Source organism: Stackebrandtia albiflava (genome assembly GCF_007994225.1).
In the GTDB taxonomy this organism is placed as follows: domain Bacteria; phylum Actinomycetota; class Actinomycetes; order Mycobacteriales; family Micromonosporaceae; genus Stackebrandtia; species Stackebrandtia albiflava.
Genome location: NZ_VLLL01000006.1, coordinates 684811 through 711153 on the forward strand (window position 1 = coordinate 684811; position 26343 = coordinate 711153).

Sequence of the window (26343 nt, forward strand, 5' to 3'; positions counted from 1 at the left end):
AAGTAGTGCTCGACACAGCGTCACCGTAGGAGGCCAGTATGTCCACGACCGAACCGCGTCCGACCGACCACGACCTCGACTGGGACACGCCGCGCTGGCGCGACGTCACCCGTGACTACGAGCCCGACGACGTGCGGAGGCTGCGCGGCAGGGTGCAGGAGGAGCACACGCTCGCGCGGCGGGGCGCCGAACGGTTGTGGGAACAGCTCACCACCGAGGCCGCGACCGGCGGTTTCACCAACGCGCTCGGTGCCCTCACCGGCAACCAGGCCGTCGCGCAGGTCAGGGCCGGACTCCGCGCCATCTACCTGTCCGGATGGCAGGTCGCCGCCGACGCCAACCTCGCCGGCCAGACCTACCCCGACCAGTCGCTGTACCCCGCGAACTCGGTGCCGCAGGTCGTGCGCCGCATCAACAACGCCCTCCTGCGCGCCGACCAGATCGAACACGCCGAGGGCGTCCAGAGCGTCGAGGACTGGCTCGTGCCCATCGTCGCCGACGCCGAGGCCGGATTCGGAGGACCGTTGAACGCCTTCGAGCTGATGAAGGCGATGATCGCCGCCGGCGCCGCCGGAGTCCACTGGGAGGACCAGCTCGCGTCGGAGAAGAAGTGCGGGCACCTCGGCGGGAAGGTCCTCATCCCGACGTCGCAGCACATCCGCACCCTCAACGCCGCCCGGCTCGCCGCCGACGTCGCCGGGACGCCGACGGTGATCGTCGCCCGCACCGACGCGGAGGCCGCCACGCTCCTCACCTCTGACATCGACGAACGCGACGCCCGGTTCCTCACCGGGGAACGCAGCCCCGAGGGGTACTTCCACGTCCGCAACGGCCTTGAGGCGTGCATCGCCAGGGCCAGGTCGTACGCGCCCTACGCGGACCTGCTCTGGATGGAGACGAGCACACCCGACCTCGACACCGCCCGGGAGTTCGCCGAAGCGGTCAAGGACGAGTACCCCGACCAGATGCTCGCCTACAACTGTTCGCCGTCGTTCAACTGGCGACGGCACCTCGACGACGACACGATCGCGAAGTTCCAGAACGAGCTCGGCGCGATGGGGTACACGTTCCAGTTCATCACCCTCGCCGGGTTCCACTCGCTCAACCACTCGATGTTCGACCTGGCCCACGGCTACGCCCGCAACGGCATGACGGCGTACGTGGACCTACAGGAACGCGAATTCGAGGCGGAGCAGCGCGGTTACACCGCCACCCGCCACCAACGGGACGTGGGGACCGGCTACTTCGACGAGATCGCCAACATCCTCAACCCGTCGGGCTCCACACTGGCACTGGCGGGCTCCACCGAGACCGGCCAGTTCCACTGACGAGGCACCACCAGGAGGCAGCCATGACCACCATCGCCGCGACCCGTCCCACCTGGCAGGTGACAGTCACCGGCCCGACCCTGCCCCGGCAGGACGAGCTCCTCACACCCGAGGCGCTGGCCTTCCTCGGCGAACTGCACCACGCGTTCGTCGGCCGACGGCAGGAACTGCTCCACCGGCGCAAACAGCGTCGCGGCCGGATCGCCGACGGCGCCGATCCGCGTTTCCTCCCCGAGACCGCCGACATCCGGGAGGACGACTCCTGGCGGGTCGCCCCGCTCGCGCCCGGACTCGAAGACCGGCGCGTCGAGATAACCGGGCCGTGCGACCGCAAGATGACGATCAACGCGCTCAACTCCGGCGCCAGGTGCTGGCTCGCCGACATGGAGGACTCGTCCACTCCGAGCTGGACCAACGTCGTCAACGGCCAGCTCAATCTCACCGACGCGCTCGACCGGCGGATCGACTTCACCTCCGAACAGGGCAAGGAGTACCGGCTCCACGGTGAACACCTCACCGACCTGCCGACCATCATCGTCAGGCCCCGGGGCTGGCACCTCGCGGAACGGCACCTGCGCGTCGACGGCGTGCCGATCAGCGGCAGCCTGGTCGACTTCGGCCTCTACTTCTTCCACAACGCGCGCCGCCTCATCGACCAGGGCCGCGGGCCGTACTTCTACCTGCCGAAGCTGGAGTCGCACCTGGAGGCGCGACTGTGGAACGACGTGTTCCTGCTCGCGCAACGGCTCCTGGGCATCCCGCGCGGCACGATCCGGGCCACGGTCCTGATCGAGACCATCACCGCGGCGTTCGAGATGGAGGAGATCCTCTACGAACTGCGGGAACACAGCGCCGGACTCAACGCGGGCCGCTGGGACTACATCTTCTCGGTGATCAAGAACTTCGGGGAACGCGGACCCCGGTTCGTGCTGCCCGACCGTGACAAGGTGACGATGGAGTCGCCGTTCATGCGCGCCTACACCGAACAGCTCGTCCGGGCGTGTCACCGCCGGGGGGCCTCGGCCATCGGCGGGATGGCGGCGTTCATCCCGAACCGACGCGACGAGGCCGTCAACGCCGTCGCGGTCGAGAAGGTCCGCGCCGACAAGACCCGGGAGGCGAACGACGGGTTCGACGGGACGTGGGTCGCCCACCCCGACCTGGTCCCGATCGCGATGGAGGTGTTCGACGCGGTGCTGGGCGAGCGGCCGAACCAGATCGACCGCCGCCGCGACGACGTCCGGCCCGACGAGGCAGCGCTCCTGGACATCGCGGCCACCGAAGGCGACATCACCGAGGCGGGCGTCCGCGCCAACATCGAGGTCGGTGTCCGCTACATCGAGTCCTGGTTGCGCGGGATCGGTGCCGCCGCCATCAACAACCTCATGGAGGACGCCGCCACCGCCGAGATATCGCGTTCGCAGATCTGGCAGTGGATCCGCGCGAACGCGGTGACCGACACCGGCCGGGTCGTGACCCGGCAGTGGGTGGCGGACCTGCTCGACGAGGAGTTCTCACGGCTGGAACGGTTCGAGGGTGACCGGTTCGACCAGGCCCGCGAGATATTCACCGAGTGCGCCCTCGCGCAGGAGTACCCGACGTTCCTGACCTGCACCGCGTACAGCCGTTACCTGTGTGACGGCTGACCGGCGCCCCACACGCGCGAGCGCGCCGAGCCCTTCCGGGTTCGGCGCGCTCGTCGGGTGGTTCAGCAGCAGGGCAGCTTCTCGCCGGGCTTGCGGACGCCCCGCGTGGGGATGTAGACGCCGTAGCCGCCGCAACCGCTGTAGCACTTGACTTCGATGGTCGCGGCCTTGCCGGTGGCCTTGGGCAGGATCGAGGCGGTGAGGCGCTTGGTGAGGTTCATGTCTTCTCCCGGGTGAGATGTGTCGTAGCGGATGTTTCGGTCCTCCGCGACAGTATGTCGAGCGGATACTTTCGGTGTCAAGGCGAAGCCGCAAGTGAAACCACAATATGCATTCGTGCATGTCGATTCATTGCAGGGCGATCGCGCGCAGGCGGCGAAGGTCCACGAAGCCCTCCTGCCGGGAGTCCACACTGTGCTCGGGCGAGTCGCCCAACAGGACGCAACGGCCGGCCGGGACGACCTCACCGGCGGGTAGCCGCCCGAGGCCGGCCGGCACCCGGTCACCGGGAAGCGCCGCGACCCGCTTGACGATCCACAGCCGCCCCTCTCGTTCGTCGGGCGGATTCTCGGGCGCCTCCGCCCACAGTGGAGCCACTGCCACCACGTCACCCACCCGCAACCTTCCGATGCGGGTACGGCGCATCAGCACCGAGGAACCGTCCACCAACGCCGGTTCCATGCTCCGGCCGTCGATCGTCACGTGGACGTAGCGCCCCCGCAGGCACATCACCGCCGACGCCACGCCGGCCGTCCCCGCCGTCACGACGGCCCACATCCACCAGGTCACCGGATCTCGGCCTCCCCGTAACCGTGACCGACGATCGTCCTTCCCGCACCGATCGTGCAGAACGACGGAGTCGCCTGAACACCGAACGCCCGGGCCACCGGCCCCGACTTCGGCTCCACCACCACCCGCGCCCCCTTCGACAACGGCGAGACCAGCTCCCCGGCGGTGTCGTGCTCCCGCACCACCGCCAGCGCCTGCCGTTTCCCACCCGGCAGCCGCTCGGCGTTGGCGACCCAGTCGGGGATGTGGCCACGACAGGTCTCGCACTGCGGATCGAAGAAACCGACCACGGTCTCGGGCATCAGATCGGCGTCGGTCAGCGGTTCGCCCTCGACGGTGTCGGTGGAGAACGCGTCGATCACGACCCCGATCGGCAGCAGCGGTTGCGGCCGGACCGCGTTCAGGTCGGCCACCGACTGGTCCAGTTCACGCACCCGCCTGACCAGGACGACCGTCACGAACAGGTTGAACAAGACCAAGACCGTCAACAGGACGCTCAGGGAGGTCAGGAAGATCATCGGAGGGTCTCCTTCCGTCGGGGGGCCGAGGGGGACACCAACTCGGCGAGATCGTCGAACACCGTCACCAACCCGCCGACGACCAGACCGGCCACGACGGCGACCGCCGTCACGCCCGGCTCGGTCGTACCGGCACCCGTCATCGCCGCCACCGCGCCCGAGGCGGCCACCAGGATCAGCGCACCGTTGCGCCACACGTGCCGGACGCCCAACGGGACCGTCGAGTGCCCGAAGCAGCGGCACGGCGTCTGGTTACCGCGACGCACCGACAGCACGATCGCCACGGTGAACCCGAGCAGGAGTCCCGCGGCGAGCACGAATCCCGCGGAACCGGTCGCGGCGGACGGCACCACCAACAGCAACGGGATGGCCACCTCGGCCGACACCACGGCGAGTGCCACCGGGCGGGCCGCGACCCGCTCGGGCAGCACACCCATGTCACGGACCGAACGGACGAACCGGGCGAACGACTCGCTCCCGTACGACTTCGTGAACGCCGACACGGCGAACACGACGATGAGCGCGCAACGGCACGCCACGTCCAGGTAGATCAACCGCACGCCTTTCCGGGTCGGGCATCGGACCCTGAGAGGCCGTCGTCGGTCCCGCTGTTCTGCCGCGTGACGAACGAGGACCGAAGACGGCCTCCGAGTTCGGGCACGTCACAAGTGGATAGTATTGAAGAACGCCGATGTGCTGTCAAGGCTCGGGAGGCGCCACGGCGCCACGGCGACACGCCGGCCCCCGGCGGAGCGCACCCACGACCGGTCACCGGGGGTTGGACCGCCGCCAGGGCCGGATCCTCACCGTCATGAAACATCCCGGCCGGCCCGGTGACGACGGCCGTGACGGTGCCCGCCTGTCGGACGGGTTCCGGCGCGCGGCCCCTCCGGCACCACCACCCGGCGTCGCGGCCGCCGAACGCACCGATCGGCGGCGGGGCGCCTTGTCGTGTCCACAATCGGCTTTCCACATTCGCCGGTTTTCCACAGGCCGCCGCCGACCGGCTCGACCACCGGCCCGTCCCACCGTAGGCTCGACGCCATGGGGAGGAGGAGTGGCGGCCCCCGGGCACGACGGGGTCACACACCGGCACCCACCCGGCCCGTCCCCGCCGCACCGGCGGCCCACTCCCGCGCCTGCCGTAACATCGGGGCGGCTCATCCACCGCCACAGACAGGGGATCACGTGGACTTCTCGTCCGCCGCCGCCGCTCACCTCATCGCCGTCACCGGCCGCGACCTGCCGGGTCTCCTCAAGACGGTCGACCCCGACGTCACCGTGATCATGCCCGACGGCACGTTGCTGTCGGGGAAGGACGCGGTGGGGGAGTTCCACGAGGAGTGGTTCTCCGACCCCGACTGGTCGATGGAGGTGACGGAACTGTCCCGCCGGTCCGACGACCACACCGGAGTCCTGATCTACGACGTCGAATACCACGATCTCGACCCCGACGGTGAACCGTACGAGTTGTCGTACCTGCTCACCATGGTGTTCCGCCGCACCGGCGACGAGTGGTTGTTGTTCCACGACCAGAACACGCTGCGCTGAGCGAAGCGGTCAGGACACCTCCGGTGCCACCCGCAGCGCCGCCGCCTTGGCCATCAGGACGTCACGCTGCCGGGCGTTCCCGACCAGCCCGGCGGCGGTGACCAGTTCCGAGACCGCCTCCTCGCGGCGACCCAGCCGGGCCAGCAGTTCCCCCCGGACACTCGGCAGCAGGTGGGAACCCCGCAGCGCGTCCGACTCCACGAGCCGGTCGACGATGCGCAGCGCCGTCTCCGGTCCCGACGCCATCGACACCGCGATGGCGCGGTTCAACTCGACCACGGGATTGGACGTGAGCCGGACCAGCGCCTCGTACAACACCACGATCTGATCCCAGTCGGTGTCCTCGACGGTCGGTGCGACGGCGTGACACTGGGCGATCGCGGCCTGCAGCGCGTAGTTGGCGCGGCCCCTGCCCATCGCGTCGGCGCGGGCGAGGGTCGCGACCGCCCGGGTGATCTGGGTGCGGTCCCAGCGGGTCCGGTCCTGCTCCGACAACAGGACGGGGCTGCCGTCGGCGGAGGTGCGGGTCGCGAACCGGGACGCCTGGAACTCCATGAGCGCCACGAGTCCGTGCACCTCGGGCTCGCGCGGGGTGAGTCCGGCGATCATCCGGCCCAGTCGCAGCGCCTCGTGTGCCAGGTCGGCGCGTATCAACCGGTCGCCGCTGGTGGCGGCGTACCCCTCGGTGAAGATGAGGTACACGACGGCGAGCACCGCGTCGAGCCGCTTCCCCCACTCGTCGGGTTCGGGGACCTCGAAGGGCACCTTGGCGGCGGCGAGCGTCTTCTTCGCCCGCACGATGCGCTGTTGCACCGTCTTCACCGGTACCAGGAACATCCGGGAGATCTCCTCGGTGGTGAGACCCCCGACGACGCGAAGGGTCAGGGCCACCTGTGCCTCTCTGCCCAACACCGGGTGACAGGCGGTGAAGATCAACCGCAGCACGTCGTCCTCGAAGACCTCCGCATCCTCTGTGGACTCGGTGGCCATGTCTCGGGCGATCACCCGGTAACGTTCGTCCAACCGGCCGCGTCGCCGCCACCCGTCGACGGCCCGGCGTTTCGCGACGGTCGTGAGCCAGGCGCCCGCGTTGCGCGGGACGCCCGACTCCGGCCATTGTGCGAGCGCGTCCGCCACCGCCTCCTGAGCGAGGTCCTCGGCCGACCCGAGGTCACCGACCATCCGGGCCAGCGTCGCGACGACGCGTGCCCCCTCGATACGCCAGACCGCCTCGACGGTGCGCCGGATGTCGCTCATGTGGTGTCCTTCTCTTCCGTCAGGAGTTCTTGCGGTCGAGTTCCTCGCGCCAGTCCTGCTCCTTCTTGACGTACTCGTTGTCGCCGAACTGCTCGAAGTCGGAGTCGTCGTGGACCCGCCGCACCTCCAGCTTGCTACCCGGTCCCAGCGGGCAGCGGCTCGCCCACTCGGCGGCCTCCTCCTTGGTGGAGGTCTGGATGATCCAGAAACCGTTGAACAGTTCGTGGGTCTCGCCGTACGGGCCGTCGGTGACGATCGGCTTCTCACCGGAGAAGTCGACGACGAAACCGTCCTCGGCCTCGGCGAGGCCCTCACCGGCGAGCAGCACACCGGCCTTCATGAGCGACTCGTTGTACGCGCCCATGGCGTTCAGGATCTCCTCGAAGGGGACCTGCTTCGACGCCTCCATGGACTCGTCGGTGTCCCGCATGATCAGCATGTACTTCATGGGTCTTGACCTTTCGGTTCGTGGCGCCCCTTCGGTGCCTTCACCCAACCGTCGAACGGGAGACCGCCGGGATCGACACCGCCGCCGGATTTTCACAGAATTTCTCCGGCCCGTTCGCACCCTAGGCGATATCGGCCGTCCACGCGGGCGAGGAGCCCCACTCCGGCGCTGCGGCGCGTCCGGGGCTGTGCACGGATTGTGGGCGGATGCGGCAGCGTGGCCGTGCCCGATTCACTCCCCCTGGAGGTTTCAGATGTCACGTCTCACCGCCTGGACCGACGGAATCCTCGACGCGCTGCTGCGGCAGGGTCAGGCCGAGGCCGCCTGTGGCTCCTGGTACTGCGTCTCCTGCTGGTGCCCCGGCGGCAGTACCGGTTGCCGCGAATGCCGCGTCTGCGACGGCGTGCGCACTTGCAAGGCCGGCTGCAACTGCTGACGCGCCTGCGTCGGCACGAGTTCCCGACGCCCCTCCCGACATGTCGTGAGGGGCGTTTCCGCGGCGGAAGATGAGCCGCGCGCGCCGATCGTGACCGGGCCGCCGTCGTCCGCCACCGCCCACGGTCGTCGTCGCGGTCGGCGGGACCGCCCGGTCGACGGACGTATCGTCGGCGTATCGGAATTCCGATACGCGCCGGCAACGTCGTGTTCTCTTCACTGGAGCCATGAGTTCCGATGGAGCAGCACCGACGGCCACCCTTCCCGCCCGACAACGGTCGGCGGCTCCCGCCGCGACCACCGGCTTCGTGATCTACGGATGCGAACCGGATGAGGACGCCCTGTTCCGAGAGTCGGCGGCTCGCTTCGGAGTGGCGCTCACCGTCACCGAAGCGGCCGTGTGTGAGGACAACGTCGCACTGGCCGCCGGGCACCGGTGCGTCAGCATCGGCCATAAGACCCGGGTCACCGATGCCACGCTGCACGCGCTGAGCCGCGCCGGTGTCGAGTACGTGTCCACCCGAAGCATCGGATACGACCACCTCGACGTGGCCTATGCCGAGAGCATCGGTCTGCGTGTCGGGAACGTCGCGTACTCGCCCGACAGCGTGGCCGACTACACGCTGATGCTGATGATGATGGGGCTGCGTCACGGCAAGGCCACCGTGCGGCGCGGTGACGCCCACGACTATCGACTGCCGCCGACGCGGGGTAGGGAGTTGCGCGACCTGACAGTCGGAGTGGTCGGGACGGGCCGCATCGGTTCCGCCGTCATCGACCGGCTACGTGCGTTCGGTTGCCGTGTGCTGGCTTGCGACACCCGGGCACGACTGTCCCACGTCGGCTACACGTCGCTGGACCGCCTGCTCCGGCACAGCGACATCGTCACACTCCACACCCCGCTCACCGCCGAGACGCACCATCTGCTCAGTGGTGAGCGCATCGCGCGGATGAAGCGGGGCGCCCTCGTCGTCAACACGGGGCGAGGTGCCCTCCTGGACACCGAGGCCCTGGTGGCCGCCTTGGAGGCCGGGCACCTGGGCGGCGCGGCCCTGGACGTCCTCGAAGGGGAGGAGGGCGTCTTCTACGCCGACTGGCGTGGCCGGCGCCTGCCACATGAGGCGTTGGCGCGGCTCCAGGAGATGCCCAATGTGCTCATCAGCCCGCACACCGCCTACTACACCGACCACGCGCTGCGGGACACGGTCGAGAACAGCCTCGTCAACTGCATGGCCTTCGAGAAGGAGAAGTCGGCATGAACAGAATCGACATCGGTGTCGTCTTCGGCGGTGTCTCCGAAGAACATCACGTCTCGGTCAAGTCCGCCCGCGAGGTCGCGAGAAACCTCGACACCACGAAGTACCGGCCTTTCTGGATCGCCATCGAGGACGACGGGACCTGGCTGCTGTGCGACTCTCCCGGCGAGGGCCGAAAGAACGGTCGACGCAGGCCGGTCGTGTTGTCACCGGATCGAGGCGTACACGGACTGATCGTCTTGGAACAGGGACGATACGAGACGATCCGTCTCGACGTGGTCCTCCCCGTCCTGCACGGGAAACTCGGCGAGGACGGAGCCATCCAGGGACTGCTGGAACTCTCGGGCATCCCCTATGTCGGCTGCGACATTCCCAGCTCCGCGATCTGCATGGACAAGGCCCTGGCCTACACCGTCGCCCGGAGTGCGGGGATCGCCACACCGGACTTCCGGATCGTCGAGGGTGACGAGAAGATCGACCCGGACCGGCTCTCCTATCCCGTCTTCGTGAAGCCGGCCCGATCCGGTTCCTCCTTCGGGGTCGGCAAGGTGGCCGGCGCCGACGAGCTGCCGGACGCGTTGGAGACGGCCCGGAGGTACGACACGAAGGTGTTGATCGAGCAGGCGGTGGTCGGCAGGGAGGTCGGCTGCGCGATCCTCGGTGAACGATACGGCCTGGTCACCGGCGAGGTCGACCACGTCGCCCTCACACACGGCTTCTTCCGGATCCACCAGGAGGACTCACCCGAGACCGGCTCGGAGAACTCGGCGTTCATCGTCCCCGCCGACATTCCCGACACGTCTCGCCGACTCGTCCGGGAGACCGCCAAGACCGTCTACCGCGCCTTGGGCTGCAAGGGACTCGCCCGCGTGGACCTGTTCCTCACCGACGACGGCGGAGTGGTGCTCAACGAGGTCAACACCCTGCCGGGCCTGACCTCCTACAGCCGCTACCCACGCATGATGGCCGCGGCGGGAATCCCGATGTCCGACCTGATCGACCGGCTCGTGTCGATGACCCTGCACGGGAAGAAACGATGAGAACCGACTTCGTGTTCGTAGACGACCTCGTCCCGGGCATCCGCTGGGACGCGAAGTACGCCACCTGGGACAACTTCACCGGCAAACCCGTCGACGGTTATCTCGCCAACCGCATCGTCGGCACGAGGGCGCTGTGTGCCGCCCTGACGCGAGCGCGACGGCACGCGGAGTCCCTCGGCTTCGGCCTGCTGCTGTGGGACGGATACCGGCCGCAACGCGCGGTGGACCACTTCCTGAGGTGGTCGCGGGAGCCCGAGGACGGCCGGACCAAGCAGGACCACTACCCCAACATCGGCCGGGCCGAGATGTTCGAGAAGGGCTATGTGGCCTCCAAATCTGGCCACAGTCGCGGTAGCACCGTCGACCTGACGCTCTACCACCTCGACACCGGGGAACTCGCCCGCATGGGCGGTGGCCATGACCTCATGGACCCGTTCTCGCATCACGGCGCGGCGGGCATCGCCCCCGCCGAGACCCGGAACCGCCGGCATCTGCGCGTCGTCATGGAGAGGAGCGGGTTCATCCGATACGACCAGGAGTGGTGGCACTACACACTGAGGAACGAGCCCTACCCGGACACCTACTTCGACTTCCCCATCACGGCGGCGTGGGAGCAGGCGGCGTGACGGGGACGCCGAACCGCGTCGGCCGGATACCTCCGCCCCGATCACCGGACTCGGAACCACGCGGGGCTCGGACATCCGCGCGTTCGAGCCCCGCGGTCACCTCCTCGACGTGGTGGGGGAGGCCGGCGGGCCGTTCCGGTCGGCGACGCCGGCCGTGACCCGACTGGACCGAGACGACGTCGCCCGACGCTCACCGACGCGAGCGCATCGTGGCCCTGTCGCCCGCCGGCGGGCCGCGATGCGGACGGCGCCCCGCCCGCCGCGTCCTCACGCGGGTCGCCGGACGAGGGGCAGTCGCACCGTGACGTGCAGCCCCCCGGACGGGCGCGGCCTGAGCGAGAGCATTCCGTCGTGTGCCCGCGTGATGCTCTCGACGATCGCCAGGCCGAGGCCGACCCCCGCGTGGTCGCCGCCCGTGCGTTCCGTGCCTCGCTGGAAGGGCTCGGTGAGGGTCGCCACCAACTGCGGGCCGAGTCTCTCACCGGTGTTCTCGATCACGACCACGGCCGATCCCGATTCGACTCCGGTGCCGACCCGCACGGTGCCACCGTCCCGGACGTTGTGGACGATGGCGTTGTTCAGCAGGTTCGTCGCCAGTTGCAGGAGAAGGGCGGGTGAGCCGCTGGTGAACACCTCTCCACCGAAGACCTCGACGGAGACGCCGTGCTTCTCCGCGAGCGTTACGAGCGTCTCGGCGGCCTCCTCCACGACGAGTGACAGATCGACCGGTTCGGGTACGAAGGATCGCTGATCCGTCCGGCTCAGCAACAACAACGCCTCGGTCAGCTCGATCGCCCGTACGTTGACCGCACGAAGCCGCTCGTCGATCTCGCCACCGTCGCGGTTCGGATCACTGCGAGCGACGTCTAGAAGGCTCTGCATGATCGCCAACGGCGTCCGCAGTTCGTGGGAGGCGTTCGCGGCGAACCGTTGCCGTTCGGCGTCGTGCGCTTCGAGGCGCGCGAGCATGGTGTCGAAGCTGTCGGCGAGCTCACGGAACTCGTCATGGCGGCCCTCCAACTCGATGCGATGGGAGAGCGAGCCCCGGGCCGCCGTGCGGGTGGCGGCCGTGATGCGGTCCAGGGGCGCGAGCATGCGGCCGGCGAGGATCCAGCCACCCACGAGGCCGAACACCAGCAGGAACCCGAGCGCCATGATCGCGGCCGGAATGAACACCACCGGACCGAAGCTGCCCGGATCGAAGACGCGGGCGAAATCGGCGAGGGTGGGCCATTGAAGGATCACGGTCCCGTCTCCTCCGATGAGGAACAGCCATGCCGCCGTGAGGAGTAGGGCGACGGCGAGCAGGAGGAACCCGACGTAGCTGAGGGTGAGCTTGAGTCGAACGCTGAGACCCCTACCCCTCGTCACCGTCGCCGCCCTCGTCGTCCGGACCGACGTCGATGCGGTAACCCACGCCGGGAACCGTGGCGATGAGCCATGGTTCGCCGAGCCGCTTACGTAGGGCCGACACGGTGATGCGGACGGCGTTGGTGAACGGGTCGGCGTTCTCGTCCCACGCCCGCTCCAGGAGCTCCTCGGCGCTGATGACCCCGCCTTCGGCCGCGACGAGCACCTCCAGCACCGCGAACTGCTTCCGGGTGAGCGCGACATAGCGGCCGTCGCGGTAGACCTCGCGCCGGAACGGGTCCAGGCGCAGACCCGCGACCTCGCGCACCGGGGGCCGGTTGTGCCCGCGGCGACGGTCGAGTGCTCGGAGCCGAAGGACGAGCTCACGAAGCGCGAACGGCTTGGTGAGGTAGTCGTCGGCCCCGAGCTCGAAACCCGACGCCTTGTCGTCGAGCCGGTCGGCGGCGGTGAGCATCAGGATCGGGATGCCGCTGCCCGAGGCGACGATGCTTCCGGCGATCTCGTCGCCGGAGGGGCCCGGGATGTCACGGTCGAGGACGGCGATGTCGTAGTCGTTGACGCTCAGCATCTCCAAGGCGGTGTCGCCGTCGCCGGCGATGTCGGCGGCTATCGCCTCCAGGCGCAACCCGTCCCGGATGGCCTCCGCCATGTACAACTCGTCCTCCACGACCAACACGCGCATCGTTCGAGTGTAGGAGCCCGCACATATCGTCGGCCTATCGAAAACCGCCTGCTCCCACCCGGGACGGATGATCGCGTGGGGGGAGGGCGTTTCCGGGTCACGGCTCGGAGAACGGGCCGCGCTACCGACCGGAGAGGTGCGAGATCAGGAAGAAGAGCGCCGTCGCCAGGAGTAGGCCGCCGGTGAGCAGGCTGACCCGAGCCGGTCCCAAACGGTCCTCCGCCTTCTCCGGTACGGCGAGCATCACGATCATCGCGCCCAGGGAGATCAAGACCGCCATGACGATGTACACGGGCGTCTGGTAGAGCCACGAGTACAGCACGAAGTGCATCGAGGTGATCCCGGCGAAGGCGAACGGCACGAGCGCGTAGCGCCGCCTGACGGTGAGGTAGATCAGGAACGGGAGGCCCAGGAGCTGGGAGGTCCCGATCAGCACCGACAACTGGGTGATCTCGTCCGTGACCGGCCGGTCGCCGCCGAGCGCCCCGATCGCCGCGGAGAGGGCGAGTGCGGCCGGGAGTGCCACCATGCCCTGGAAGAGGGTGACGAACGCGGCCGTGCGGGACGACGCCCGCAGCCAGATGACGCCGCAGACGAGCCAGGTCACGCCGTAGGCCGCCAAGAAGGACAGGCCCGACATGTGCTGCTCTGCGAGGAGTCTGAGCGACTCGATCAGCTCCATGTCGTCAACTGTCGCACGATGGCCTTTCACGAGCATTGTTGGGGCTCAACGGATCGGGTGTCGCGCCACCTGTTCGACCGCCTGCCTGATCTCCACGATCTCCGAATCGAGCTCGTCGTCGATCTGATAGTGGAATCGGATGGGAGCGTCCCGGTTCAAGCCCTCCAAGTCCAGGTAATCCCGCACCATGGCCTCGGCGTCCTTGATCGCCTCACATTGGGTGACACCGACACCGTCGATGTGCAATTCCCAGCCGTGTTCCCATCGCTTCGCGACGACTTCGTAGGTCATTGCAGCCACCCTTTCTCCAAGCAACCCAGCCGGTTGATCATGTCATCGATCACGCCGGGAGAGATGAGTCCATGACGGGGCAGGCTGGCGCGGTGCGTCCCGCAGGGACAGCGCCACTTGTCATTGAAGGGGGGCTAGATCAATGGTCTGTGGGCATGAGAAAGGCGGCCTCCCGGGTGCCGGGAGACCGCCTCTCAGGTCCGTCAAGTGGAGACAAGGGGAATCGAACCCCTAACCTCTGCCTTGCAAAAGCAGCGCTCTGCCAATTGAGCTATGTCCCCGAGCCGGTGTGTTACCACCGGGATGCCGACGGGCTCGCACCCGGCGACATCGGCTTGCGAATTGTAGCGTGGCGTTCGACGCCGGAGCCTAGCGCACGTCCTCGGCCGAGGTGGTCGCCTCATGCCACAGCGCCCGCTCCTCGTTCATCGCCTTGACCTTCTTGGCCACCACGGCGGCGACGCCAACGACGCCCGCCAGGATGATCAGCTTCTTCCACATCGGCACAGTCCCCCTAAGTAGACGAATAGATAGCCGGTGAAACCGCCCAAGCATACCCAAGTGAACCCGGGTGATGCGTGGGGGTTATCGATCGGTATGACACCCCTTACCCGCTTCACCTGCCCATCAACCCACGATCCGGGCCGAATGTGACCCCGGGCGCGCCGTCAGCACCGGACCGCCTGCATCGCCTCCATCGCCGCCTGATCGGTCTCGCTCACCGTCACCTCCCCGGGGACCTCCCAGGCGCCGACGGTCAGCCGGAACGGGAACAGCCACGGCTTCTTCGCCTCGGCGAGCGCGTGCGCGTCGCACCGGTTCGCGTCCACCTCCACGGGCACCGACAGTTCCGCCGTCCCGGGCGGCAGTTCCCCCAACGGCGGCCCGGCGGTGACCGGCGTGACGGCGTAGTGCGGGTTGCCGGTCACGGAGTCGAGTGTGATGGGCAGGTCGCCGCCGACGCGGATCACTCGCAGCTCACCCAGCAACACACCGGAGGGCGCGGACCGCCAGTCACCGAACTCGACGCGGGCGGTGCGGGCGAGCAGCGCGGTGGCGCAGTCGCGGCCGACCAAGCGGTCGAGGGTGCCGTTGGGATGCGCGAGCGGCAAGGCGACCGCGTGTTCCACGCCCCGTGACGACACCCGGAGTTCGGCGGTCGCGGGTGCCGTGGCGGGGGCGATGTCGTCGCCGCACATCGCGGTGGGCACCGGGATGAAGACGTCCCGGGTGGCGTCGGCGGGCACGGTGACCGAGACCTCGGTACCGGCGGATTCGGCCAGTGACGCCGACACCAGCCGGACGTGCCGGACCGTCACCTCGGTGTCGCCGGCATTGGTGACGGCGAGCGCCACCGTGTCCGGTTGTGGATTGAGCCGACGGATCTCCAGCGACGCGGACAGCCGGGGCGGCTCCGACGGCTCGGGGGACGGCCGCAGCCCCGCCCCGAACAGGCTCGCGGCCGCCGCCAGCAGCACGAAACCGCCGACGGCGACCACTCTGAGGTAACGCATGCCACCATCTTGGCGATCGAGGAATGTAGATCCGGCAGTGGGATCGGTCTCAGACCGGTTGGCCCACGGGCCGGATCGTGATGGTGTTGACGTCCACGCCCTCGGGCGCGCACACCGCCCACCGGATCGATTCGGCGGCCTGTTCGGCGGTCAGGTTGTGTCCCTCGGGTGGCCCGCCCATGCCGCTCCAGAAGTCGCTGTCGACCCGGCCGGGAGCGATCAGCGTGACACCGATCCCGTCGCCGGTCACCGCCCGGCGCGTGTTCTCCGCCAGACCGGTGACCGCCCACTTCGTCGCCCCGTAGATGTTCCCGGGAATGTGGACCATGCCCGTGACACTGCCGACCAGGACGATCCTTCCCCGGCTGCGGCGCAGATGTGGAACCGCGGTGTTGATCAACAGGGCCGGCCCGAGCACGTTGGTGAGGACCATGTCCCGCCAACCCCGCGGGTCACCGTCCACGACCGAGTCGTGGGTGGCGTAACCGGCGTTGGCCACCACCGCGTCCAGCCGTCCGAACCGCGCGACGGTCCGGTCCACCGCCTCGGCCACGGCGTCGGGGTCGGCGGCGTCGCCTGACAGGGTGAGCACGTCCTCGGGGCGTTCGACGGATTCCGCGAACCGCCGGAGGCGTTCGTCGCCGCGCGCGGTGACGGCGACCCGGTGGCCCGCCCGCAGCAGCGCCCGCGCCGCCGCGGCACCGATCCCGCTGGAGCCGCCGGTGATGAGTGTGACTGGTGATTCGGTCATGCCTCGACGCTAGGACTTCGAGTGCTCTCGAAGGCAAGCGCGCGAGACCGGATGGTGGCGGAGGTCACCGTGTGAGCGGGCCGCCCCTCACGGTGGCCTCCACCGTCACCGGGTCAGCCCCAGCTCAGGCCGGGCGGCTGCACCACCGGGTGGTTGCCGTGCGGTGGCACCAGGACCGGCGTCGATTCGCAGTACTCGTCTTCGAACACCAGGACCGGGCGGCTCAGGTTGTTGGCCACCGAGGCGATGCCCTCGGACAGACCGGTCGCCTGGCAGGGCGACGACGGGCCGGGCGCGATCTCCACCTCGCCCTGGAAGTACGGTTCGGTGTAGAAGCACACGGCTCCGAGCGGGCAGCTGCCGAGCTGCTCGGGTTCCGTCGGAGTCGCCGCGGCCGAACCGGCCATCGCCGCCGCCGCGAGCAGACCCACCGCCACACCTGTACCGATGATTCGCATGTCTCCCCCTCCTCCCGGACGGTGACGCCCGGGTTCCGTCGTGATTGGACCGCCGGCTCGGCGGCCACGATGACGATACGCTCCGTAATCGCATCCGGGGTGAGTATCGGAACCACGGGAGGAATTCCGTTTCGCGGTGCGCCAACGGTTGCGTGAGCCCGCGAGATCACGCCGGTTCCCGGCCGGGAATCGATAAGATCACGCTGCGTGTCGGAGGTCCGAGCCGGCGCGGTGCGCCGGATGGGCTGCGGTTCGGGTTCCGCGGTCGTGGTTCCGCAGCGGCGGGAGGGATCAGGACCGGGCGGGAGGCTGCGTTCCGACAGCGGGCCTCTCTGCGCGATGCCGACGCGCCCTCACGGCCGTGCCCCTTCTGTGCCACTAACAGCGGTCAGGACCGGTCATGGAGGGCCGACGAGGCTTGACATGACAACGGCCCCGGTTCCAGCGTTGGAGCTGGTCGGGGCCGGATTGGCGGAGGCCGTATTTCAGATCCTCCTCCACTGCGTTGCGGAGGCGGTGCAGCAGATCCTCCTGCACTTCGTTGCGGAGGATGAGGGATTTGAACCCTCGATGCGGGATTAACCGCAAACCCGCTTAGCAGGCGGGCGCCATAGACCGGACTAGGCGAATCCTCCATTGACCGCGCACGGTCAATGCGGAACAGCATAGCGGGTGCCGGGGGCGGGCTGCACGCCGGATATCACCCCTGGACGGGTCGGTTCGCGGGGGGCCGTGACGCCGTGGAAACGAGGCCGCCCCCGCGATCACGGAGATCGCGGGGGCGGCCGGGAAGTGCGGTGTGTCAGGCGTTGACGTTCACCGTGGTGGTGTTCAGGACGTTGCCCTGGTCGTCGATGTAGAGCACGACGCCGAGGTAACGCACCCCCGCCGTCAGGCCCGACCACGACACGCCGGCGCTGAACTTCTTACCGGTGGACACCTTCTGGTTCGCCGGGTCGGTCACGAGGTTGCCCTCGTCACCACCGACGATCCAGTGGTGGAACTTGATGTCCTCGGTCTGCGCGCCGCCGCCGAAGTAGTCCACGTAGACGACGTACGTGGCGCCACCCGGCAGGGTCCCGGACTCGTCGGAGCCGCCTGCGGCCGAGGAGCCCAGGTAGTACATGTCCTCGCCGACCTTCTGGTAGAAGAACAGGTCGAGGTCCATGTTGGCGCCGTAGTCCGACTGGAAGGTCGAGAACCGCGACAGTGTGGCGTCCTCGGGAACCGTGACCTCGATCGCCTTGACGTGATCGTTCTCGGCCGGGTTCTCGGTGTCGAAGGACTCACCGGTCGGGTTCGACAGGGTGAACTCGTCGACCTCTCCGGCGGCCAGTCCCGCGACCGAGGTGTTCAGGTTTCCGGTGTAGCCGGCGACGCCGTCCAGCGACAGGTCGCCGTCGGTGCCCTCACCGGTGACCTCCGAGTCGACCGCCAGCGCGACCGGCTGCACGGCGATCGGGCTGCGCACCTCGTGACCGTAGAAGTCCTTCCAGGTCAGCGAACCGAACACGTACTCGTTGAACGAGGCGTCGGTGCGGGTGATGGTCAGGGTGAACGTGGCGCTCTTGCCCGGACGCAGAGTCAGCGACTTCTTGTTCACGGTCACCTTGACGCCCTCGGGCGCCTCGATGATCGGGAAGTAGGTGCTGGTCTTGTCGGACACGTTGGTCACGGTCCTGGTCACCTTCTGGGTGCCCGCGAGGTCACCGATCGCCACCGACGGGTAGTTCAGGTCGGAGGGGTCGATGGCCGGGTAGGCGTCGCAGAGGTCCGAGTACCCGATGAGCTGGAACTGGCCGATGGCGCAGCCGTACTGCAGCCACTCGTCCGGTCCCGAGTCGTACACCAGGCCCGGGTCGAACATGTCGCCCGGAACCACGTGGCCGGCACCGTAGCTGAACGGCGTGGCCTCGGCACCGGTGTGACGGGTGATCGGGTCGCCCTCGTTGTCGGTCTGGCTGGCGGTGGTCATCATCGCCGAGCGGATCGCCGAGGGCGACCACTCGGGGTTGGTGGCCTTCAGCAGCGCGCCCAGGCCCGCGATGTGCGGGCTGGACATCGACGTGCCCTGGTAGGACGCGAAGTCCTGACCGCCGTTGCCCGGAGGCGCGACGGCCGCGATCACGTCGACACCCGGAGCCGTGATGTCCGGCTTCAGGAGGTCGCCGCCGCCGGCCAGCGCCGGACCGGTGGAGGAGAAGTCCGACATGACCGGGGCCTTGGCCACGATCTGCTCGGCCGCCGCGAAGGACGCGGTGCCGTCGCCGGCGGACAGGTACGAGGTCACGGCTTCACCGGCCTCGATGCCGACGTGGATGGTCGGGACCGAGTGGTCGATGGCCAGGGTGGTCTCGGCACCGCCCGCGACGTTGTACAGGATCATGCCGACGCCGCCGGCCTCGGCGACCGCGGCACTCTTGTCGACCAACGCGACGCTTCCGCGCGCACACGCGACGATCTTGCCCTCGGCGAGGGCCGGGTCGAGCGAGCCGATGTGGCACTGCGAGACGGCGGTCGGGTTGGCGCCCTCCGCTCCGACGTCGTCCGACAGGACGGCGGCGGTGGAGGCCAACGGCTCCAGGCTACGGCCGGAACCGGTGAAGGTCGAGCCGTCGCCCAGGGTCAGGTCGGCGGTGAAGTCGCGGTCGTGGGTGCTGGCCGCGACGGTGGTGATCCAGGGGGTGTTGTGCGCGACCGTGCTGGCGCCGGGTCCGCTGTTGCCGGCGGAGTTGGCGACGAACACGCCGGCGGCCGCGGCGTTGAAGAACGCCAGGTGCACCGGGTCCACGATGTGCGTGGTGCTGCCCGAGATCGAGAAGTTGAGCACGTCGACGCCGTCGTTCACGGCGTCCTCGATCGCGGCCACGGAGCTGGCGGTGGCGCAGCCGCCGCCGGTCTCCCAGCAGACCTTGTAGATGGCGAGGCGGGCGGCCGGGGCCATGCCCGAGATCTCGCCGTACTTGCCGGTGTCGACTCCGTAGTTGCCGGCCGCCGTGGAGGCGGTGTGGCTGCCGTGGCCACCGAAGTCGCGCGGCGAGTTGAATTCACCCTCGTCGGTCGGGGCGTCGCCGTAGTTGTAGTAGCGGGCGCCGATGACCTTGTTGTTGCAGGTGATGTTGCCGTCCGGGCCGGCGTTGCCCTCGTCACAGACGCCGTTCCACTTGACGTCGATGATCTCCTGGTCGGGCCGGGGCTCGGGCAGCGGCGCGAACGAGGGGTTCTCGGGCCAGAAGCCGGTGTCGATGACGCCGACGATGACGCCCTCACCGGCCGTCTCGGAGCCGCCGAACTGGTTCTGCCACACGCCGCCTTCACCGGTCAGACCGAGGAAGTCGGGCGTGTTGCTGGTGTCGAGGCGCAGTGTCTCGTTGTGCCACATGCGGAGTACACCGTCGGCCGTGGACATCTGCTTGGCCTCGGCGGCCGTCAGCTCGACGGCGAAGCCGTTGAGGACGGTGTCGTATTCGAAGAGGGTGTCCGCGCCGGGCACCTGGTCGAGCACGTCGGCGCGCAGCTCGGCCAGGTAGTCGCGGTAGCGCTCGGCGTCGGCGGAGTCGGCGTCGAGCCGTTCGCCCTCCGGGGACGCGGTGGCGTCGAAGCCGGAGACGCCACCGTCGTAGCTGGCCACGGGCTCACCGGCCACCTGCACGATGTACTTTCCGGCGGTGAACTCGTCGACGCCGAGATCGGCGTCCTCAGCCCACACCAGGTTCCCGGTGGTGGCCAACGCGGCGACCGTCGCCGTCGCCGTGGCCACCGCCAGTACCGTCGAGCGTCGCCGCCCGAGGTGTCTCAGATTCACTTTGGGGACCTCCATGCCTCCCATGGACACATGCGCACGGGTCAGCGCATGTGGCGGGAATCGTAGAGGAAAAAATCACTTTAGGTGAGAGTGCCGGGGCATCGGGACGCGAATCGATAGACATTCGGGGTGGAGTTGATACCTCCCCGTGATCTCCATTGTGTTCACCCGTCACGCATTGTCACCTGATTCGATGATCATGACCTTGCGTATCCGTGTTGTACTGCGCCGATATGCCGCGAATCGGGCGCGCGGCCCGACTTTCGGTCCATAGGAGAGCGATTGTGGAGTCCGTCCGGAAAACGGCGGCGCCGCCACGGGTGAACCGTGGCGGCGCCGCGACCGAATGCGGATCCGCACCCGCCGTCACGCGGACGGATCAGTCACGCCCTTTATTCAGTGAACCGCGTCGGAACGCTTCTAGTTCTTTCCGGCGATGAAGTCCTCGACGGCCTGGTGGGCGTCGTGGTCGCTGTACTGCTCCGGCGGAGACTTCATGAAGTAGCTCGACGCCGACAGCACCGGCCCGGCCAGCTTGCGGTCGAGCGCGACCTTGGCGGCGCGGAGCGCGTCGATGATGACGCCGGCGGAGTTCGGGGAGTCCCACACCTCCAGCTTGAGCTCCGCGTTGAGCGGCGTGTCGCCGAACGAGCGGCCCTCCAGGCGGATATAGGCCCACTTGCGGTCGGTCAGCCACGGCACGTGGTCGGACGGTCCGATGTGCACGTCGCTGCCCTGCATCTCGTGCGGGATCTGCGAGGTCACCGACTGGGTCTTGGAGATCTTCTTCGACACCAGCCGGGATCGCTCCAGCATGTTCATGAAGTCCATGTTGCCGCCGAAGTTGAGCTGGTACGTGCGCAGCAGCTCCACACCACGGTCCTCGAACAGCTTCGCGAGGCCACGGTGGACGATCGTCGCGCCGACCTGCGACTTGATGTCGTCGCCGACGATGGGAAGCCCGGCCTCGGTGAACTTGGCGGCCCATTCCGGGTCGGAGGCGATGAACACGGGCAGGGCGTTCACGAAGGCGCAACCGGCGTCGATCGCGGCCTGGGCGTAGAACTTCGCGGCCTGTTCGGAACCGACCGGCAGGTAGCAGATCACGACGTCCACCTCGGCGTCGCGCAGCGTCTGCGCCACGTCCACCGGCTGCTCGTCGGCCTCCTCGACCATCTCGGTGTAGTACTGGCCGAGACCGTCCAGCGTCGGGCCCCGCTGCACCGACACACCGGTGGGCGGCACCTCGCAGAACTGGATGGTGTTGTTCTCGCTGGCGGTCAGCGCCTCGGACAGGTCCCGTCCGACCTTCTTGGCGTCCACGTCGAAGGCGGCGACGAACTCGATGTCCTTGACGTGATAGTCGCCGAACTGCACATGCATCAGCCCGGGTACCCGATCGGACGCCTCGGCGTCGCGGTAGTACTCGACGCCCTGCACGAGCGACGAGGCGCAGTTTCCGACACCGACGATGGCGACGCGGATGTTACCCATCGCGCATGCCTCCTATATATGTAGTGATCACTGACTGTCCTGCCCGTGCCGCGGTGGCGGCGCGGTGTCGTCACCGGGGTTCTCCGTCCCGGTGGTTTCCTCGGTGTCGCCGTACGACACCGAGGGCGGCCGTCCCGCCTGTTCGGAGGCGATGAGCTCGTTGAGCCAGCGCACCTCCCGCTCGGCGGCCTCCAGGCCGTGGCGTTGCAACTCCTGTGAGTACGCGTCCAGGCGCTCTGTGGCCCGGTGGACGGTCTCGCGGAGGCGTTCTCTGCGCTCCTCGATGCGGCGGCGGCGGCCCTCCAGGATCCGCAGGCGGACCGCGGGTTCACAGCGGGAGAAGAAGGCGAAGTGCACGCCGAAACCGGTGTCCTCGTATGTCTCGGGTCCGGTCGTGGTGAGCAGTTCGGTGAATCGCTCCTTGCCCTCCGGTGTGAGCCGGTAGGAGATCTTGCCGCGTTTGCCGGTCATCGGCGGAGCCGTCTCGGTGTCGTCCGGTGCGTCCTGGGTGATCCACCCGGCGTCCCGGAGCCGGCGCAGTGTCGGATACAGCGATCCGTAACTGAACGCGGCACGGAACGCACCGAGTAGGGTGGTCAGGCGTTTTCGCAGTTCATAGCCGTGCATCGGTGACTCGTGCAACAAGCCGAGCACCGCCAGTTCCAGCACTCACCCTTCCTTTCGCGTGGTCGATGTATCGAACCGATACATCGAACCTTAGCGCATGGCGGCACGGGGTGTCATTCGTCCCGGGGAAAATCAACCGATGAGACGGGATTGGCCGCGGGCACGTGGATATAACGGACAAGCCGGGCGCGGAGAAGCCGCTTCCTAGCGGTGCCAAGTACCCTGGCGGAGTGCAATCGATATCGGCGGACGTGGATTACTCGCTACAGCGGCGCATGCTGCTGCGCGACGTCTACTCCGGCAGGGTCGGTACGCACGAGGTGTGTGACGCCTCGCCGTATCTGATCAGCGCCAGTCGATATCACGGTGAGGCCACGACGAGACGCTGCCCGATCTGCCGACGGGAGCATCTGTGGCTGGTGCACTATATTTTCGGTGAGGAACTGCGCGCCTCCGCGGGGCAGGCGCGCAGTCGAGCCGAACTGGCGAAGCTCGCCAAGGGCTATCGCCACATAGACGTATACGTCGTCGAAGTGTGTCGTGGATGTAGCTGGAACCACCTGGTAAGGCGGTTCGGCCTCGGCCGGGACTACCCCACTCCACCGGTCACGGCGGGCACCACCCCGCTCGCCTCACACGGCACGCCTCGACCCGGACGGACGGGTACCAAACAACCATGAGTGACTACGGATCTCGGGGCTACGGACGTGACCCCGACGACTACGGGTGGCCGGGAAACGACGGCGGCCGTAGCGATTCGCACGGCCGCGGTCCCCAGGGCGGAGACCACGGCCACCGGTCGTCCGGATACGGATCTTCCGGTTACGGTTCCGGTGACGCCTACGGCCGTGACTCCTACGGCTCGGGCTCCGGTGACGACTACGGACGCGACTCCTACGGGTCGGGCCACTCCGGTGGATACGGCTCCGGCCACGACGACTACGGCACCGGCCGCGCGGACTCCTACGGTTCGGCGCGCTCCGGCGGCTACGACGACTCACCCCGCACCGGCGGATACGGCGACGAGCCGGTACGCGGCAGCGCGAGCGTCCCCACATCCGGCGGCGGTTACTCGCCGCACGACGACGAACCCAAGACCACCGGCCGCGCCAGGGTCCCCGGCGGCGACTCCACCGGCCCCGGCCGGGCGCGCGGCACCGCCAGGGTCGGCGGCAAACGCGGCGGCGCCCTCTCCGAGGAGGAGCAGGCGGCGCTGGCCAAGACCAAGAAGAAGAAGCGCCGCCGCCGGCGGCTGATCGCGTTCGGCTGCGTCTCGGTGGTGCTGCTGGGCATGGTCACCGTGGTCGGTTCGCTGTTCTTCCAGAGTGTCGAGTTGCCCAAGGACGTCATCGAGGAACACCTCGACCAGAACACCACGATCCTGTTCGCCGACGGTTCCGAGATGGGCAGTTACGGCACCGAGGCGGGCAACCGCACCGAGGTCAAGTACGAGGACGTGCCCGACGAGGTCATCTGGGCGCTGGTCGCGGGCGAGGACCAGAAGTTCTTCGACCACTCCGGAGTGGACTTCTGGGGCGTGATGCGGGCGTTGTGGAACAACGTCACCGGCGGCGACCGGCAGGGCGCCTCCACGCTCACCCAGCAGTACGTCGGGCAGGTCATGAAGATCACCGGCGACGTCGGCTACTTCGACAAGGCCAACGAAGCGGTCATGGCCATGAAGATGGACGACGAGTATAAAAAAGAAGAGATCATCGAGTTCTACCTGAACCTGGTGTACATGGGCCGCGGCGCCTACGGGCTCGGCGCGGCCATCGAGGCCTGGTACGGGCCGGACAAGAAGCTGGAGGACCTGACCGCCTCCGAGGCCTCGCTGATCTTCGCCCAGGTGAAGTCCCCCGACGGCTCGCTCGACCCCCGCAACCCCTGTGACGTGTGTGGGCTGACCGACGAAGAGGCCTACGACAACGCCGAGGGTCGCTGGGAGTACTTCCTCAACTCGATGCTCAAGATGAAGAAGCTCACTCCGGAGCAGCACAAGCAGTACATCGATGACGGTCTTCCCGAGACCGCCGAGACCACCTCGGTGTCGGCCAGTGAGGGCGCCGACGAGGACACCGGTTTCGTGTCCCACGGCTACGTGCTGGCCGAGGCCCAGGAGAAGGCCGGCCTCACCGAGCAGGACCTGTTGACCAAGGGATACACGATCACCACGACGATCGACCCCGCGGCGCAGCAGGCGGCGGTGGACGTCGCCAGCCAGAAGGACGGCAGCTACATGTCGGAGCAGAAGGAGAATCTGCGGGCGGCGCTGGTGTCCATCGATCCGGCCACCGGCCGGGTGGTGGCCTACTTCGGCGGCACCACCGACGGCACGGGCGTCGACAAGGCCGGGTACGACAGCATGCACCCGCCCGGCTCGTCCTTCAAAGAGTTCACCTTGATCACGGCGCTCTCCAAGGGGATCTCGATGGATTCGATGTGGGACGGCACCTCACCGCAGGAGTTCCCCGGCCTTCGCGAGGGCGACAAGGCCGTGGTCAACTCCGGAAACCAGAGCGAACCCCGCATCTCCCTGAAAGACACCATGCGGCAGTCGCTCAACACGCCGATCTACGCCATCACCAACCAGGTGGGTGCCGGAAACGTCATGTTGACCGCCCGCAACATGGGCATCAACAAGGTCGTGACGCCGGACGCCGATGGCAACCCTCAACTCGTGGACCTGTGGGACCCCGAGGTCGAGGAGTTGTTGATGGACCCGGCGAACCAGCGCGCCGTGGTCGACAACGAGATCGGCTTCGGCCAGTTCCCGGTGTCGGTCTTCGACATGGCGGTGGCCAACGCCACGTTGGCGGCCGGCGGGGTCTACCACGAGCCGCACTTCATCAAGGAGATCAAGAACAAGGACGGCGACGTCGTCTACTCCGACGAGGAGGAGGGCGCCATCGAGGTGCGCGAGGCGGTCACCAACGACGTCGCCCGGGACGCGATCCACGTGAGCTCCACCATCTGGCCCGGCGCCATGTCGGGCTCCGACGGTCGGATCAACGGCCAGCCCATCGCCGGCAAGACCGGCACCTGGGAACGTTACTGCCCCGACAACCCGGCCTGTGACCAGAACTCGGCGATCTGGTACGCCGGGTTCACCAAGGAGCTGTCGGCGGCGGTCTGGGTCGGCGATAAGGCGGACGAGAACGGCGTCGTGGCGGAGACGTGGGACGCCCCCGCCTACGGCTCCACCATCTCCGGATCCGTGTGGCACAAGTACATGACCGCCGCCACCCAGATCGAGGGCTACAACGAGGTCAAGGAGTTCGATCCTCCGGCCAACGTCGGTGACAAGAACGCCGGCAACGCCAAGGAGGAGGAGAAGAAGGACGACAAGTGCGACCGTCCCGGCAACCGCGAGGACTGCGAGGACGGCGGCGAGGACGGCGGTGACGGCGGCAACGACGACGGCAACCCACCCGCGAGCGGTCAATGCCAGCCGGGCAGTCCCGAGTACCCGGACTGCAACCAGGACCAGGTCTGCGACCCCGAGTTCCCGGAGTGCCAGCCCGACCAGTCGTGCAACCCGTTCTTCCCGATGGACCCGGACTGCACGGAGAACGGTGAGGGCAGCCCCGGTGACAACCGGAACGAGAGCCGCGTCGGTTCGGACCGGTTGGCGGCGACGGCCACCACGGCGCGTCCCTACGCCCTGCCGGCCGGAAGGTCTCGATTGATCTGACGGTTCCGTGGCCCGGCCATCCGCCGGGCCACGGACACGAACCCGAGTCACACACGTTGAAGGGCTCCACCGATCCGGTG

26 protein-coding genes and 2 tRNA genes are annotated in these 26343 nt (G+C 68.2%); 9 read left to right on the forward strand and 19 right to left on the reverse strand.

The features are described from left to right. Window positions 1–38 precede the first annotated feature (38 nt). Together aceA and aceB are read left to right on the forward strand one after the other, a co-directional pair. The gene (aceA, locus tag LX16_RS14030; protein ID WP_147138948.1) at window positions 39–1328 is read left to right on the forward strand and encodes an isocitrate lyase; all 1290 of its coding nucleotides are present in this window, start codon (window positions 39–41) and stop codon (window positions 1326–1328) included. Between the two features lie 23 nt (window positions 1329–1351). Further along, window positions 1352–2974, forward strand: coding sequence for a malate synthase A (gene aceB / locus LX16_RS14035; RefSeq protein ID WP_147138950.1), 1623 nt, complete (start codon window positions 1352–1354; stop codon window positions 2972–2974). Window positions 2975–3036: 62 nt separating this feature from the next. Here aceB and LX16_RS26620 read toward each other — a convergent pair whose 3' ends face one another. The 4 genes from LX16_RS26620 to LX16_RS14050 all read right to left on the reverse strand — a co-directional run bounded on the left by LX16_RS26620 (window position 3037) and on the right by LX16_RS14050 (window position 4835). Further along, window positions 3037–3195, reverse strand: coding sequence for a hypothetical protein (locus tag LX16_RS26620; RefSeq protein ID WP_158645596.1), 159 nt, complete (start codon window positions 3193–3195; stop codon window positions 3037–3039). Window positions 3196–3322: 127 nt separating this feature from the next. Further along, entirely contained in the window at window positions 3323–3763 is a 441-nt protein-coding gene (locus LX16_RS14040) for a S26 family signal peptidase (protein WP_211354507.1), read from the reverse strand. Further along, entirely contained in the window at window positions 3760–4281 is a 522-nt protein-coding gene (locus tag LX16_RS14045) for a TlpA family protein disulfide reductase (protein ID WP_147138951.1), read from the reverse strand. The genes LX16_RS14040 and LX16_RS14045 overlap by 4 nt, the downstream gene beginning before the upstream one ends. Continuing rightward, complete coding sequence (locus tag LX16_RS14050) at window positions 4278–4835, reverse strand: MauE/DoxX family redox-associated membrane protein (RefSeq protein WP_158645597.1); 558 nt, start codon at window positions 4833–4835, stop codon at window positions 4278–4280. The genes LX16_RS14045 and LX16_RS14050 overlap by 4 nt, the downstream gene beginning before the upstream one ends. 634 nt (window positions 4836–5469) lie before the next feature. Here LX16_RS14050 and LX16_RS14055 point away from each other — a divergent pair. After that, complete coding sequence (locus tag LX16_RS14055) at window positions 5470–5832, forward strand: YybH family protein (RefSeq protein WP_147138955.1); 363 nt, start codon at window positions 5470–5472, stop codon at window positions 5830–5832. Between the two features lie 9 nt (window positions 5833–5841). On the opposite strand, the gene LX16_RS14060 is transcribed toward LX16_RS14055, so the two are convergent. Then, a complete protein-coding gene (locus LX16_RS14060; protein WP_147138957.1) occupies window positions 5842–7089 on the reverse strand; it encodes an RNA polymerase sigma factor in 1248 nt (415 codons plus the stop codon). A gap of 19 nt (window positions 7090–7108) precedes the next feature. Beyond that, a complete protein-coding gene (locus LX16_RS14065; RefSeq protein ID WP_147138960.1) occupies window positions 7109–7537 on the reverse strand; it encodes a YciI family protein in 429 nt (142 codons plus the stop codon). Between the two features lie 253 nt (window positions 7538–7790). Here LX16_RS14065 and LX16_RS14070 point away from each other — a divergent pair, with 253 nt between their 5' ends. The 4 genes from LX16_RS14070 to vanX all read left to right on the forward strand — a co-directional run bounded on the left by LX16_RS14070 (window position 7791) and on the right by vanX (window position 10894). Beyond that, entirely contained in the window at window positions 7791–7973 is a 183-nt protein-coding gene (locus LX16_RS14070; protein ID WP_147138962.1) for a hypothetical protein, read from the forward strand. A gap of 226 nt (window positions 7974–8199) precedes the next feature. Beyond that, window positions 8200–9231 (forward strand): D-isomer specific 2-hydroxyacid dehydrogenase family protein, encoded by a 1032-nt coding sequence (locus tag LX16_RS14075; protein WP_147138964.1) that lies wholly within the window; start codon window positions 8200–8202, stop codon window positions 9229–9231. Continuing rightward, window positions 9228–10268, forward strand: a complete 1041-nt coding sequence (gene vanA, locus LX16_RS14080; protein ID WP_147138966.1) for a D-alanine--(R)-lactate ligase — start codon at window positions 9228–9230, stop codon at window positions 10266–10268. Before LX16_RS14075 ends, vanA begins: the two co-directional genes overlap by 4 nt. Next, window positions 10265–10894: a D-Ala-D-Ala dipeptidase VanX gene (vanX, locus tag LX16_RS14085; RefSeq protein WP_147138969.1), complete on the forward strand. Its 630-nt coding sequence runs from the start codon at window positions 10265–10267 to the stop codon at window positions 10892–10894. The genes vanA and vanX overlap by 4 nt, the downstream gene beginning before the upstream one ends. 267 nt (window positions 10895–11161) lie before the next feature. On the opposite strand, the gene LX16_RS14090 is transcribed toward vanX, so the two are convergent. The 13 genes from LX16_RS14090 to LX16_RS14145 form a co-directional block, all read right to left on the reverse strand. Next, window positions 11162–12265 carry a sensor histidine kinase gene (locus LX16_RS14090; protein ID WP_147138970.1) on the reverse strand — a complete coding sequence of 368 codons (1104 nt, stop codon included), beginning with the start codon at window positions 12263–12265 and terminating at the stop codon, window positions 11162–11164. Beyond that, window positions 12252–12947 carry a response regulator transcription factor gene (locus LX16_RS14095; RefSeq protein WP_147138972.1) on the reverse strand — a complete coding sequence of 232 codons (696 nt, stop codon included), beginning with the start codon at window positions 12945–12947 and terminating at the stop codon, window positions 12252–12254. The genes LX16_RS14090 and LX16_RS14095 overlap by 14 nt, the downstream gene beginning before the upstream one ends. Window positions 12948–13068: 121 nt before the next feature. Next, window positions 13069–13629: a DUF7010 family protein gene (locus tag LX16_RS14100; protein WP_147138974.1), complete on the reverse strand. Its 561-nt coding sequence runs from the start codon at window positions 13627–13629 to the stop codon at window positions 13069–13071. 45 nt (window positions 13630–13674) lie between these two features. Next, window positions 13675–13920 carry a hypothetical protein gene (locus tag LX16_RS14105; RefSeq protein WP_147138976.1) on the reverse strand — a complete coding sequence of 82 codons (246 nt, stop codon included), beginning with the start codon at window positions 13918–13920 and terminating at the stop codon, window positions 13675–13677. Window positions 13921–14128: 208 nt separating this feature from the next. Next, window positions 14129–14201: transfer RNA gene (locus LX16_RS14110), tRNA-Ala, on the reverse strand. Between the two features lie 88 nt (window positions 14202–14289). After that, a complete protein-coding gene (locus tag LX16_RS27150; RefSeq protein ID WP_211347738.1) occupies window positions 14290–14421 on the reverse strand; it encodes a DLW-39 family protein in 132 nt (43 codons plus the stop codon). Window positions 14422–14588: 167 nt separating this feature from the next. Then, window positions 14589–15434 (reverse strand): hypothetical protein, encoded by an 846-nt coding sequence (locus tag LX16_RS14115; RefSeq protein WP_147138978.1) that lies wholly within the window; start codon window positions 15432–15434, stop codon window positions 14589–14591. Window positions 15435–15483: 49 nt separating this feature from the next. Next, complete coding sequence (locus LX16_RS14120) at window positions 15484–16185, reverse strand: SDR family oxidoreductase (protein ID WP_147138980.1); 702 nt, start codon at window positions 16183–16185, stop codon at window positions 15484–15486. A 113-nt stretch (window positions 16186–16298) separates the two neighbouring features. Beyond that, the gene (locus LX16_RS14125; RefSeq protein ID WP_147138981.1) at window positions 16299–16643 is read right to left on the reverse strand and encodes a peptidase inhibitor family I36 protein; all 345 of its coding nucleotides are present in this window, start codon (window positions 16641–16643) and stop codon (window positions 16299–16301) included. A 544-nt stretch (window positions 16644–17187) separates the two neighbouring features. Beyond that, a tRNA-Ser gene (locus tag LX16_RS14130) sits at window positions 17188–17278 on the reverse strand. Between the two features lie 167 nt (window positions 17279–17445). Then, window positions 17446–20448 carry a S8 family peptidase gene (locus LX16_RS14135; protein WP_211354508.1) on the reverse strand — a complete coding sequence of 1001 codons (3003 nt, stop codon included), beginning with the start codon at window positions 20446–20448 and terminating at the stop codon, window positions 17446–17448. Window positions 20449–20868: 420 nt separating this feature from the next. Continuing rightward, complete coding sequence (locus LX16_RS14140) at window positions 20869–21942, reverse strand: inositol-3-phosphate synthase (RefSeq protein ID WP_147138986.1); 1074 nt, start codon at window positions 21940–21942, stop codon at window positions 20869–20871. Between the two features lie 27 nt (window positions 21943–21969). Next, window positions 21970–22611, reverse strand: a complete 642-nt coding sequence (locus LX16_RS14145) for a PadR family transcriptional regulator (RefSeq protein WP_147138988.1) — start codon at window positions 22609–22611, stop codon at window positions 21970–21972. Window positions 22612–22799: 188 nt separating this feature from the next. Here LX16_RS14145 and LX16_RS14150 point away from each other — a divergent pair, with 188 nt between their 5' ends. Both LX16_RS14150 and LX16_RS14155 read left to right on the forward strand, forming a co-directional pair. Then, window positions 22800–23249, forward strand: coding sequence for a DUF5318 family protein (locus LX16_RS14150; protein ID WP_158645598.1), 450 nt, complete (start codon window positions 22800–22802; stop codon window positions 23247–23249). Further along, window positions 23246–26263 carry a transglycosylase domain-containing protein gene (locus LX16_RS14155; RefSeq protein ID WP_147138990.1) on the forward strand — a complete coding sequence of 1006 codons (3018 nt, stop codon included), beginning with the start codon at window positions 23246–23248 and terminating at the stop codon, window positions 26261–26263. Before LX16_RS14150 ends, LX16_RS14155 begins: the two co-directional genes overlap by 4 nt. Window positions 26264–26343: the final 80 nt, after the last annotated feature.